The organism is Herminiimonas contaminans, from assembly GCF_015645465.1.
Taxonomy (GTDB): domain Bacteria; phylum Pseudomonadota; class Gammaproteobacteria; order Burkholderiales; family Burkholderiaceae_D; genus Oxalicibacterium; species Oxalicibacterium contaminans.
Genome location: NZ_JADOEL010000013.1, coordinates 24,496 through 36,477, shown reverse-complemented (window position 1 = coordinate 36,477; position 11,982 = coordinate 24,496). Strand labels below are relative to the sequence as shown.

The following is an 11,982-nucleotide window of genomic DNA, read 5'->3' as shown; positions in this document are numbered from 1 at the left end:
ATGTTTATCTGTTGCTAGGGGTCATGCTTGCGCATGAACAAAAATCTATTATCCGTTTGCGCCTGCTCTGGCAGACGTGGCGGTGAGCTACGAATTGTAGCGCCATTTTCGGCTGAGGGTTGTTATCGACCTCACAATGGCACAGGGAATGCGGATGTAAAAAAGCGCGACGGGGAAGAATCCACGTCGCGCTTTTTGCAATCGCAATCTTATTCGATGCCTTGGCTGGTCAAATACTCTTCATAAGTACCCTGGAAGTCGACGATTTCACCGTCCTTCACTTCCAGCACACGGGTTGCCAGCGACGAGACGAATTCACGGTCATGCGAAACGAAGATCAAGGTACCGGCGTATTTTTCCAGTGCGATGTTCAGCGATTCGATGGATTCCATATCCATGTGGTTGGTCGGCTCATCCATCAGCAGCACGTTGTGACGACCCAGCATCAGCTTGCCGTAGGTCATGCGACCTTTTTCACCACCGGACAGGACTTTGACCGATTTCTTCACATCGTCGCCGCCGAACAGCAAACGGCCGAGGATGGAACGCACAGCCTGGTCATCATCACCTTCCTTGGTCCATTGGCCCATCCAGTCGGTGAGGTTTTTATCGCTGGCGAAGTCTTCGGTCGGATCCTGCGGCATGTAACCGACGTTGGCGTTTTCTGCCCATTTGCCCTGGCCGTGATCCGGAGCCAGGCCGGTGATGTCAGCGCCACCGATGCTGCGCAGCAGAGTCGTTTTACCGGCACCGTTGGCACCGATGATGGCGATGCGCTCACCTGCTTCCACCATGAGGTTGAAGTCATTGAAGATGACGCGGTCGTATTTTTTGCTAAGACCTTCCACTTCAACTGCGAGGCGGTGCAGTTTCTTTTCACCGTCAAAACGGATGAACGGGTTGGCACGGCTGGATGGCTTGACGTCTTCCACCTTGATCTTTTCGATCTGCTTGGCACGCGAGGTTGCCTGACGCGCTTTGGATTTGTTAGCCGCGAAACGACGTACGAAGTCCTGCAACTCGGCGACCTTGTCCTTGGCCTTCGCATTGTTCGCCAGTTGCTGCGCGCGAGCCTGCGACGAAGCCAGCATGTAGTCATCGTAGTTGCCCGGATAGACTTTCAGCGTGCCGTAATCCATATCGGCCATGTGCGTACATACCTGGTTCAGGAAGTGACGATCATGGGAAATGATGATCATGGTCGAGTTGCGCTGATTCAGGATATCTTCCAGCCAGCGAATGGTGTTGATGTCCAGGTTATTGGTTGGTTCGTCGAGCAGCAAGATGTCCGGGTTCGAGAACAAGGCCTGCGCCAGCAAGACACGCAGCTTCCAGCCCGGCGCAACCGCGCTCATAGGGCCCTGGTGCTGGTCGATGGAAACACCGACGCCCAGCAGCAATTCGCCAGCGCGTGCTTCTGCGGTATAGCCGTCGTACTCGGCAAACTTCGCTTCCAGGTCGGCCGCCTTCATGTAGTCGTCGTCGGTCGCATCCGGATTGGCGTAGATCGCATCGCGTTCAGACATCGCGGCCCACATTTCGGTGTGGCCCATCATGACCACATCGAGTACGCGCATTTCTTCAAACGCAAACTGATCCTGACGCAATTTACCGAGGCGTTCGTTCGAATCAAGCATGACGTTACCCGACGACGGATCGAGATCGCCACCGAGGATTTTCATGAAAGTGGATTTACCGCAACCGTTGGCACCAATCAGGCCATAACGATTGCCATCGCCGAATTTGACGGAAATATTTTCAAACAGCGGCTTGGGGCCGAACTGCATGGTGATATTAGCTGTAGATAACACTGATAAAGCCTTTGCGGATATAAATCGAATAACCGTCTATTCTACCATCTCAGGGGGTAAACAGCCGTGTACGCGGGAGAGCAAGGCCGCAGCGGCCTCGCATGAAGCAGTTTGCAGATGGAATTTATTGCTTTCCAGGCAAGATTCGAAGCTGAAAAATAGCGAAGTTGCTATCTGAAGTTGCTATCTTTTCAGCGAGGGATAACCCTGCATGCTCAGGCTGAAACCATCCGCCTGCGAGTGCAGCGTCGCCTGTGCCCCCACGACCAGCGTTGCCTTGTCGCGACCATGTCCGAATGGCAAGCCGGTCAGCACGGGTATGGGCAAATGGGTACGCAGGTAAGCCACCATTTGCTCGAAGTCGTAGCCATTGTCGTAATCAGTCAGGCGGTAGGCAGAGAAATCACCAAGTAGCAGCGCTTGTTGACTGTCCAGTACACCCGCATGCAATAACTGCAAAATCATACGTTCGACGCGATACGGATGTTCATTCACATCTTCGACGAACAGGATGCCGCCCTTCACTCGCGGCAGATAAGGCGAACCCACCAGATGCGCCAGCATCGCCAGGTTACCGCCCCACAAGGTGCCGCTGACTTCCAGCTCCGGATTGCCAGTAACTTGTGCGGTCAGCGTGTATTCAGACTGGGAAATGCATCGCCAGAAACTGTTCAGCGTGTAGGCACTCAATTCTTCGCGCACGAAGTCATCGCATAACATGGGCCCGGAAAAACTACTGGCACCACGATGCGCCAGCAAACCCATTTGCAATGCAGTGAAGTCGCTATGTCCGACGAATAGTTTGCCGCTGTCAGCCAGCAATTTGAAATCCAGTTCCGGCAGCAAGCGGGTCAAACCATAGCCACCACGCAGCGCCAGCACAATATCGACTTCAGGGTCTTTTGCTGCTGCATACAATTGCGCGATGCGTTCATCATCGGTCGCAGCAAAGCGCTGGAATTTGCGCTCGGAGTCGCTGAAGTTTTTCACTATGCAGCCTTGCGCCTGCAAGTTCTCTATGCCGCGTGTAACCGCATCCGGATTCACCGCATAGCCGCTGGGGGCAACCAGCCCTATCACTATCAGTGATCCGTCCACACTCGCATTCAGCATGCGTACAGCCTGATTCAATTCAGCGTTCATATTTTATTCAGTAGGGCCATACAGCTTGGCCGCTGCATGGCAATGTTCAGCGATCAGTTGTGACAGATGATCGTTCAGGCCATCCGGTAAATCATGGCCCATGCCATCGATTTCCTGCATCACTGCGTTCGGTATCAGTTCAGCCGTTTCGCGCCCGCAGGCGACCGGCAATAAAGGATCATCGGAACCATGTATCACCAGGCTCGGCACGCGCACTGTTTTCAGCAAGGCTACGCGATCACCGGAAGCCCCTATCGCCAGTAGCTGACGCTTGGTTGCGATGGGTTCCAGACTGCGCTGCACGCTTTCGGCAATACGTTCCTGCAAGACTTCATGTGCGACCGGATAAGCCGGGCTGCCGATCACCTGCATGGTATGCACGAAATGATTGATCACGCCCTGCGGATCGTTGGCCGCAGGCGGACGACTGAACAAAACTTTGCGTGCCGCCTTGGTCGGACCCGGCAAACCACGTCTGCCACTGGTGGACATGATGGAGGTCAGGCTGATGGTATGTTCCGGATATTTGGCAGCAATGATTTGCGCAATCATGCCACCCATAGAAGCACCGACGATGTGCGCACGTTCAATTTCCAATGCCTGCAGCAAAGCAATCGCATCCGCCGCCATGTCATCGAGCGTGTAACCAGCCTTCAACGGTATGTGGAAAGCCATCTTGATCAAGGCCAGCAGCGTGTTTGGTTTGCCCAGATGATGCAGTTTGCTGGACAGGCCGCTATCGCGATTGTCGAAGCGGATGACATAAAAACCCTGGCGTTCCAGGCCATCACAGAACGCAGCAGGCCATGAGATGAGCTGCATGCCCAATCCCATGATCAACAGGATGGTCGGATTGCGTGGGTCGCCCTGGGTTTCGTATGCAATGTCTACATTGTTTACATGGATGGTCGGCAAGGCGGCGCTTTCAAATAAAAACTGATGCAATCAGGTATGCACTAAGTGCGTTGCGGATCACGATAAATGATTTTTTTAACACCTTGATGACCACGGTGATCAAAACGTTGCCATTGACCTTCGGGCTGCGCCAGCCGGTCGGCCAATGCGTACAAGACGGTCGGATTGGCAACCATGCCGGTATGACTGCCGTGCACTTCGATATTTTCCGATAAATCGGTCTCCTGCTCTACGCAGCATTGCCACGACACAATACCATCGGTACGACTGAAAATCGAGGTAGTCGGCACGGGCGGTGTTTTCTTCAGTTCGGCGATTTGCACTTCATCGATCGCTGGTTTGCCGCTGACCATTTGATACAAGCGCCAGGCATTGGTCGCAGTTGGATGACCGGTGAATGGCGAACCTAGTGTGATCACGCAGCGCACATGATCCGGCAAGGCCTTGGCGATTTCACGCGCATAGATGCCACCGAGACTCCAGCCTATCAGGCTGACTTTTTGTCCGTGCTTCTCGCTCAACTCCCGGGTACGGGCTATGCAGCGCTCAAGCAAGCCATCACGCGGACCCAGGTTCAAGCCCTGCTTCCAGGCATAAGCCTGATAGCCGCATTTGTCGAGGAATCTGCGCAGGAAGAAGGTCAAGGTATCGCCCGCCATCAAACCCGGCAATACCATGACCGGGTGGCCGTCCCCGGCCGGTACATCCTTTAGCATAGGCGCTGCCAGCAAAGCCGCGCCCAGTTCCCACGGGGCCCGCCCCTCCAGCGCCAGCAACAACATACTCGGCGGTTTCAGCGTATTGCCCTCATTGCTTGCTTCAGTGTAACGATTTGCTTCCATCATGCGCACTCCTCAGCTAGGGTTCAAGGATAGGATTGCAGAGCAGGCCTATGGTTCCACCCTTGCCCCCGGCAAGCCTGGCAAATCCTATTTATCCCTGGGGCACAAGGCGCGCAGCACCTGCGCCAGTTTCTTGACAGCGATTTCCAGCTCATGTGGTGCATGCGCGGCAAAACCCATTAGCAAACCGGCCTTGTGCCGTTTGGATGCATGTAGCTCGGTCAAACCCAGCACGTCGATACCAGCCTTGCGCGCCGCATCTACCGCTGCACGCTCCGGAATGTCACGGATGAAAACACAGGGCATTTGCATGCCGCCTGTCGGTACCCGCGCCTCCACGAAATCAGACAAATGCAGCCCTACCAGACGCACCAGCACATCACGACGCTCGGCATAGACTGCGCGCATGGTGCGGATATGGGCACCAAAATGGCCGCCTTCAATGAAGCGCGCCAGTGTGAGTTGCGGTATCGGTGCGCTATGCCCGTCCAGCAAAGTGCGCGCCACGGTCATAGGTGCCACCAGTTGCGACGGCAGCACCATATAGCCTATGCGCAAACCCGGGAACAGGGATTTGGTAAAGGTGCCGATATAGATCGTACGCTCATACGGATCCAGTCCCTGCACACAGGCGGTCGGTTTGCCTGCGTAATGGAATTCGCTGTCGTAATCGTCTTCGATGATCCAGCCCTGCTGTTGCCGCGCCCATTCGATGACGGCCAGGCGTCGGTCCAGCGCCAGCGTCGCGCCGGTAGGAAACTGATGTGAAGGCGTCAGGAACACGGCCCGCGCTGCCTCCTCTGTCGTCTGCGCCAGCTCCAGCATGCGCTCCACTCGTAAGCCATCCGCATCCAGCGGCACTGGCACACACTCCAGCCCGGCCGCATCAAAGGCCTTGCGCGCGCCGTGGTAGACCGGGTCTTCGATGAAGATGCGTTCACCCGCATCCAGCAGCACCGTCGCACACAAGGTCAGCGCCTGCTGTGAACTGGTCAGCACCAGCACGCGCTCGGGCGTGGCGCGTGCACCGCGTTCGAGATTGACGTAATCGGCGATAGCGCGCCGCAACTGCTCCATACCCTGTGGCGGACTGTGCAGCAATGCTTGCGTGCCGTATTCCTTCAAGACCTGCCGCTGCAAACGTTCCCAGGTCTGGAGCGGAAAGCTGCGCGTTTCCGGCACACCCGGGGCAAACGGGCGCGGCGTAAAAAAATCACGCACACCACCGCCCTGCAACATCGCCTTGCCGCGCTGACTGAGACGCGCAGTCGTGCCGCGCTCGACTACCGTGCGTCGTGGCCTGCCCCGCCCCGGCAAGCGTTGCATGCGCTCGGACACATAGCTGCCACTACCGACGCGTCGCTCGATAAAGCCTTCTGCATGCAACTGCCCATAAGCCGACTCCACCGTATCCCGCGACACGCCCAATGACTGCGCCAGCGCACGTGTGGCAGGCAATGGTCTGCCCACATCAAGGACGCCGTCCAGGATTAGCTGTCGTATCGCACGCTGTACCCGCGCATGCAGCGGCAAACCTGCGTGCGCCGGGTCTATCAGCCAGGTTTTGACGGATTCAAGTTGTGCATGCTTAAACAATTGGTCTGTATTTCATCGAAAAAATGGTGGGGAATATACGGCCATTTTAAAGCTATAACTACGGTCCTTCATACACTCTCCGAAATCAGTAAGCAGACATGTCATCCATCCCTACCCGCTCATCCTTCAGCTGGAACGATCTCAGCCACCCTATCGTCGCCGGACTGATATCCGTCATCGTCAATTACGGCGGCACCTTCATCCTGGTGTTTCAGGCAGCGAAGGCGGCCAACCTCAGTCCGGAACTGACAGCGTCCTGGGTATGGTCGATTTCGATAGGTGTGGGCGTAACCGGACTCATCCTCAGCTGGATGTCGCGCGAACCCATCATCACTGCCTGGTCTACCCCGGCGGCCGCATTTCTGGTCACCGCACTGGCAACCACTCCCTATGCTGAAGCGGTAGGTGCATACATGATTTCTGCCGCAGCATTCGTGTTGCTGGGACTGTCTGGCTGGTTCGAGCGCGTCATCCGCCTGATCCCTCCCGGCGTAGCGGCCGGGCTGCTGGCTGGCATCCTGCTGCAATTCGGCATAGGCGCGTTCGGCGGTATGAGCGTGGACCCGCTGCTGACTGGCTTGCTGATCGTGGCTTATCTGCTGTTCAAACGCTGTGCTGCGCGCTATGCAGTCGTCGCCATCCTGCTGCTGGGACTGGCCTTCCTGCTGCTGCAGGATCGTGTTGATTTGTCAGACCTGAGCCTGAAGCTGGCAGCACCGGTTTTCACGATGCCGATGTTCTCGCTCAATGCCTTATTGAGCGTGGCATTGCCACTGTTTCTGATCACGCTGACTGGCCAATACATGCCGGGCATGCTGGTACTGCGCAACGATGGCTACCGCACCAGTGCCAATCCCATTGTGACCATGACCGGTCTCGGTTCATTGCTGATGGCACCGTTTGGCTCCCATGCATTCAACATTGCCGCGATTACCGCCGCCATCTGTACCGGTCGCGAAGCGCATGAAGATCCGTCGCGGCGCTGGATCGCGGGCATTGCTGCTGGTGTGTGCTACATCCTGGTCGGTGTATTCGGTCTGACGCTGGCCGCGGTCTTCATGGCCTTTCCAGCCAGCTTCATCACCACACTGGCGGGACTCGCGCTGCTCGGCACCATAGGCAGCAGCCTCGCCAGCGCGATGGCCGATGCCCAAACGCGTGAAGCTGCGCTGATCACCTTCCTCGCTGCCGCGGCCAACATCAACCTGCTCGGCATAGGCGGTGCGTTCTGGGGACTGGTCATCGGGCTGCTCGCGTATGCGATATTGAATGGCCGCATGCCGCAAAAAATATACAGTTCCGCTTTCACTGCTACATCTGTCAACAAGAGGAGCAAATGATGTCCGGTTCAGTCGACACACTCACAAATCACGACCAGCACGGACGCTATCCGGAAGCCACCACGGTAGAAGATTTTGCACACAAGCTGACGGCGGTGCAGCAGCGTATAGCGGAGGCCTGCCGTCGTGTCGGACGTGATCCTGCCGAAGTACGTCTCCTCCCCGTCAGCAAGACCAAGCCGGAAGCCAGCCTGCGCCTGGCCTACGCTGCCGGTTGCCGCACATTGGGCGAGAACAAGGTGCAGGAAGCGCATCACAAATGGGAAGCGATGCAGGACCTGACAGACCTGCACTGGTCAGTGATAGGCCATCTGCAGACCAATAAGGCCAAACTGGTCGCGCGCTTCGCTACCGAGTTCCAGGCACTGGATAGCTTGCGGCTGGCGGAGGCATTGGATAGACGCCTGCAAATCGAAGGCCGCTCACTGGACGTGTTCGTACAGGTCAACACTTCCGGTGAAGCCAGCAAATACGGCCTGGCTCCGGCCGACGTCGCTGCCTTTCTGCAGGCATTGCCAAACTACAGCGCATTGCGCGTACGCGGCCTGATGACACTGGCACTGTTCTCCAGTGAAGCAGAACGGGTACGTCAGTGCTTCATCCTGCTACGTACGCTGCGCGAGCAACTGCGACAAAGCGTACCCGTAGGCATCAGTCTGGATGAACTATCCATGGGTATGTCTGGTGATTACGAGATTGCGATCGAGGAAGGCGCTACGGTGGTACGTGTCGGCCAGGCTATCTTTGGCGCGCGGCCTATGCCGGATAGTTACTACTGGCCGGGAGAAGTCAGTCTGACTCGGCAGGAATAGATTTGGCTGCCTTGCGGCGTTCGGCAAAGAATTCTTTCAGCAAGCTGCTGCATTCTTCGGCTAGTACGCCGCCAGTGATCTGCGTGTGATGGTTGAGCTGGTTTTGTTCAAACAGGTTGAGGACGGAACCGCAGGCACCGGTCTTGGGATCCGGCGCACCAAACACTACCCGTGCCAGGCGCGCATGCATCATCGCACCGGAACACATCACGCAAGGTTCCAGCGTGACGTAGAGTTCGCACCCCGGCAAACGGTAGTTACCAAGGACAGTAGCTGCCGCACGCAAGGCCATGATCTCTGCATGCGCAGTCGGATCGTGCTTGCCGATAGGCTGGTTATAGCCGGTTGCGATGACAACGCCATCCTTGACCACCACAGCACCGACCGGAACTTCACCCAGCGCCCATGCATGGCGCGCCTGTTCCAGCGCCTGTTGCATGTAGAGTGCGTCTTGCATGGTCGGGATCAGCCTTCAGCCGTGATTTCAGCCCAGCAGTTTGGTGTTTCGTGCAACACCAGTTTATGCAGGCGCAAGCCGGTACCGTAGCGATCCTTGTACGCCGCGTTCAAGATGTTGAAGGCGGTCTGTGCCAGGTTTTCCACGGTAGGAATACGGTCAATGATGACGGTCTTGTGACCCGGTATGCTTTCGAGGAACTCCCGCACCTTGGCATCTTTTTCATACACCAGGAAAGCGTGATCCCAGACATCGACCAGATGCTCTTTCGCCAGCGCCTTGATATCGGAAAAGTCCATGATCATGCCGTTATCGGAGCTACCCTCGACATCGATCACCTCGCCCAGCAGCGTGATTTCCAGCGTATAGCGGTGGCCGTGCAGATTGCGGCACTGGCTTTTGTGATCGGGAATGCGGTGACCGGCATCGAATTCCAGCTTGCGTGTAATAGTCAACATAAGGGCTTACGGTATCTGTAAAAGTTTATGGGTCTGCAAACTCAGCTTCCATTTCGGATTGCGTTTGCAGACATCAATCGCGAGCTTGGTATTTTGTTCGGCCAGCGGGCCATCCATCGGTTGCACAAAGAAGTGCTCGAAATCCAGTCCTTCATAGGCCGCCAGCGATTGCTCTGCCTGCGGGATCACGACCTTCAATTCACTGCCTTTGCGCACCACCAGTTGCGAACCCATTTTTGGGCTGACGCAGATCCAGTCGACACCTGTCGGCACCGGCAAGGTGCCATTGGTTTCGATGGCAATCTCGAAGCCGACTGCATGCATGGCATCGATCAGCTCGGTATCCAGCTGCAACAAAGGCTCGCCACCGGTAAAGACGACATACTTGCTCGCCGCATACGACTCCGGCCACAAGGCGTTGATCGTGTTTGCCAGCGTGGCGCCGTTGGCAAACTTGCCACCACCTTCACCATCGGTGCCGACAAAGTCGGTATCGCAGAACTGGCACACCGCAGTCGCGCGGTCGCTTTCACGTCCGGTCCACAGATTACAACCGGAAAAGCGGCAAAACACCGCAGGCCGTCCGGCGTGCGCGCCCTCGCCCTGTAGTGTATAAAAAATCTCTTTTACGCTGTAAGTCACTGTGTGTGCCGATGTAATTAAATATGCGGCAGAAGCCAGCATAGTTCGCGAAAATGAAGGACTTGCTGCCACCGTCACGATGGCTGAACCGGACTATCCGGACAGCTCAATTGGCTGTCAGATGTGGTTTTAATGGCATGGTCGAAGGCCGCTATTATAGACCAGCCGACCTTTTCACGCCTTATGCCAGACAAATACCGGACTTAGTCCGCGCGTGATAATGCACCCTCGATCAGGTCCAGTTCGCGCAACAGGTGCTGATGCACCGAATCGTCCAGCTTGTCATTCAGCCACATCTGGAACAATTCATCCCGTTCCGCCCGTATCGCTTCCAGCCGCAGACTACGCTCCGCTTCTGCTTGCGCCTGAAAACGCGCTGCTTCGTCGCCCTCATTGCCGTAATCGAGACGGCGCTGATACAGCTCAGTAATGCGTGCTGCTGCCTCCGAATAGGCATCATTCGCGCTCATGGTTTGCGTCAATTGCTCGATACGGCGTATCGCCGCCTCTGCTGCCGCTGCCCGCGCCTGTCCTTCGGCCGCCCCCACCAGCGGTTCTGGTGAAAATTCAAGGTCACTGGTCAGCAAAGGCAAGGCGATACTGGCCGTTAGCAGGGACAGCAGGATCACACCCTTGGCCAGGAAAATCAGCAAATCGCGCGCCGGGAATTCCGCGCCGTTCGGCAACAGAAAAGGCAAAGTCAAAATACCGGCCAGCGTAATCGCCCCGCGTACCCCGGCAAATGCCGTCACCAGCAACAGTTTGAACGGCGGTTTGACGATTTCTTCGTCTTCATTGCGCTTGCCTTTGAACACGGTAAATTTCAGCGAGCCCCAGACCCACAGGAAGCGCAGCACCGCCAATACCACGGTAATCGCCAGCACATAGAAAGCCAGCCACCATGCAGTGCTCAAACCCATTTCTATCGCGATCCCCGGCAAGCCTTCAACCGTCGCGCGCAGCTGCGCACCCAGAATCACAAAGATCACGCCGTTCAAGGCCATTTGTATGGTGTCCCACACCGCACGCCGCTGCATGCGGGTAGCCGCGAGGCGACGCCCGACCAGATCGGCATAGTGCATGGTGATACCGGCGGCAGCAGCGGCCAGGATGCCGGAACTGCCGATATGCTCGGCACCCAGATAAGCGGCGAACGGCACCAGCAAGCTGATCAGGATTTGTGTGCCCGGATCTTCGCCCACGGCCGCCACCAGCCAGCGATTCAGGATACCAATCAGCCAGGCCACAGCAATACCAACCAGCAAACCACCGCCAGCCGCCTGCAGGAATTCCAGCGAAGCATCGAGCAAGGAAAAGCTACCGGTAATCACCGCCGCCACCGCAAAGCGGAAACACACCAGGCCGGACGCATCATTCAGCAGCGACTCGCCTTCCAGGATATGCATCAGGCGCGAAGGGATAGGACTCTGCGATGCGATCGCAGAGACAGCAACCGGATCGGTCGGCGACAGGATGGCGGCCAGGGCAAACGCGGCAGCCAGCGGTATCGCCGGTATCATCCAGTGGATGAAGTAACCCATGCCAACGACCGTGAACAGCACCAGGCCGATCGCCAGCGTCACGATAGGACGCGCGTCACGGAAGAACGCACTTTTGGGGATGCGCCAGCCATCGAGGAAGAGCAATGGCGGAATGAAGAACAGGAAAAAGAATTCCGGATCCAGCGGCACGCTGATGCCAAAACCGTAGGACAACACGATGCCGGTGGCAATCTGGACCAGCGGCAATGGGACTTTAATCGGCAGCAGGCGGGCTACGAAGGCGCTCGCCACCACGGCAAGAAGCAAAATGAGGATGATCGTGACGGTGTGCATCTAACCCTGGTTTCAAGAATAGCCAAATCAGCTAAAGCGCTGCCGCATATCATGCAACGCCTGAGTATGAGCGCCTATCCGTGTCGGACGAAGACCGATCTGAACGGATACGCGAGGGTATCGATTTTACG

At 56.7% G+C, this 11,982-nt stretch carries 11 protein-coding genes; 2 read left to right on the top strand and 9 right to left on the bottom strand.

Going from position 1 to position 11,982, the window contains the following annotated elements:
* Window positions 1-209: 209 nt before the first annotated feature.
* The 5 genes from IXC47_RS14575 to pdxR all read right to left on the bottom strand — a co-directional run bounded on the left by IXC47_RS14575 (window position 210) and on the right by pdxR (window position 6,307).
* The gene (locus tag IXC47_RS14575) at window positions 210-1,811 is read right to left on the bottom strand and encodes an ABC-F family ATPase (RefSeq protein WP_195876092.1); all 1,602 of its coding nucleotides are present in this window, start codon (window positions 1,809-1,811) and stop codon (window positions 210-212) included.
* A gap of 183 nt (window positions 1,812-1,994) precedes the next feature.
* Window positions 1,995-2,954, bottom strand: a complete 960-nt coding sequence (gene ldcA, locus IXC47_RS14570) for a muramoyltetrapeptide carboxypeptidase (protein ID WP_195876091.1) — start codon at window positions 2,952-2,954, stop codon at window positions 1,995-1,997.
* A gap of 3 nt (window positions 2,955-2,957) precedes the next feature.
* Window positions 2,958-3,899: an alpha/beta fold hydrolase gene (locus IXC47_RS14565; protein WP_230089578.1), complete on the bottom strand. Its 942-nt coding sequence runs from the start codon at window positions 3,897-3,899 to the stop codon at window positions 2,958-2,960.
* Window positions 3,900-3,910: 11 nt separating this feature from the next.
* Window positions 3,911-4,711 carry an esterase/lipase family protein gene (locus tag IXC47_RS14560; protein ID WP_195876152.1) on the bottom strand — a complete coding sequence of 267 codons (801 nt, stop codon included), beginning with the start codon at window positions 4,709-4,711 and terminating at the stop codon, window positions 3,911-3,913.
* Between the two features lie 87 nt (window positions 4,712-4,798).
* The gene (pdxR, locus tag IXC47_RS14555) at window positions 4,799-6,307 is read right to left on the bottom strand and encodes a MocR-like pyridoxine biosynthesis transcription factor PdxR (protein ID WP_195876090.1); all 1,509 of its coding nucleotides are present in this window, start codon (window positions 6,305-6,307) and stop codon (window positions 4,799-4,801) included.
* A 98-nt stretch (window positions 6,308-6,405) separates the two neighbouring features.
* Between pdxR and IXC47_RS14550 the strand changes: the two genes are divergently transcribed.
* Both IXC47_RS14550 and IXC47_RS14545 read left to right on the top strand, forming a co-directional pair.
* A complete protein-coding gene (locus IXC47_RS14550) occupies window positions 6,406-7,647 on the top strand; it encodes a benzoate/H(+) symporter BenE family transporter (protein ID WP_195876089.1) in 1,242 nt (413 codons plus the stop codon).
* Window positions 7,647-8,459 (top strand): YggS family pyridoxal phosphate-dependent enzyme, encoded by an 813-nt coding sequence (locus IXC47_RS14545; RefSeq protein ID WP_195876151.1) that lies wholly within the window; start codon window positions 7,647-7,649, stop codon window positions 8,457-8,459. The genes IXC47_RS14550 and IXC47_RS14545 overlap by 1 nt, the downstream gene beginning before the upstream one ends.
* Here the strand turns inward: IXC47_RS14545 and tadA are convergent.
* From tadA to IXC47_RS14525, 4 genes are all read right to left on the bottom strand, one after another.
* Window positions 8,437-8,916, bottom strand: a complete 480-nt coding sequence (tadA, locus tag IXC47_RS14540) for a tRNA adenosine(34) deaminase TadA (protein WP_195876088.1) — start codon at window positions 8,914-8,916, stop codon at window positions 8,437-8,439. The genes IXC47_RS14545 and tadA overlap by 23 nt on opposite strands.
* An 8-nt stretch (window positions 8,917-8,924) precedes the next feature.
* Window positions 8,925-9,374, bottom strand: coding sequence for a 6-carboxytetrahydropterin synthase QueD (queD, locus tag IXC47_RS14535; protein ID WP_175625744.1), 450 nt, complete (start codon window positions 9,372-9,374; stop codon window positions 8,925-8,927).
* Window positions 9,375-9,380: 6 nt separating this feature from the next.
* Entirely contained in the window at window positions 9,381-10,016 is a 636-nt protein-coding gene (gene queE / locus IXC47_RS14530; protein WP_195876087.1) for a 7-carboxy-7-deazaguanine synthase, read from the bottom strand.
* Window positions 10,017-10,219: 203 nt separating this feature from the next.
* Window positions 10,220-11,851 carry a Na+/H+ antiporter gene (locus IXC47_RS14525; protein ID WP_195876086.1) on the bottom strand — a complete coding sequence of 544 codons (1,632 nt, stop codon included), beginning with the start codon at window positions 11,849-11,851 and terminating at the stop codon, window positions 10,220-10,222.
* Window positions 11,852-11,982 lie beyond the last annotated feature (131 nt).

What these genes read in the sequence shown, in the direction of transcription:
- IXC47_RS14545 (WP_195876151.1), top strand. Translation starts at nt 7,647, where the DNA reads ATGTCCGGTTCAGTCGACACACTCACAAATCACGACCAGCACGGACGC.
- IXC47_RS14525 (WP_195876086.1), bottom strand. Translation starts at nt 11,851, where the DNA reads ATGCACACCGTCACGATCATCCTCATTTTGCTTCTTGCCGTGGTGGCG.
- IXC47_RS14550 (WP_195876089.1), top strand. Translation starts at nt 6,406, where the DNA reads ATGTCATCCATCCCTACCCGCTCATCCTTCAGCTGGAACGATCTCAGC.
- IXC47_RS14560 (WP_195876152.1), bottom strand. Translation starts at nt 4,711, where the DNA reads ATGGAAGCAAATCGTTACACTGAAGCAAGCAATGAGGGCAATACGCTG.
- tadA (WP_195876088.1), bottom strand. Translation starts at nt 8,916, where the DNA reads ATGCAAGACGCACTCTACATGCAACAGGCGCTGGAACAGGCGCGCCAT.
- queD (WP_175625744.1), bottom strand. Translation starts at nt 9,374, where the DNA reads ATGTTGACTATTACACGCAAGCTGGAATTCGATGCCGGTCACCGCATT.
- ldcA (WP_195876091.1), bottom strand. Translation starts at nt 2,954, where the DNA reads ATGAACGCTGAATTGAATCAGGCTGTACGCATGCTGAATGCGAGTGTG.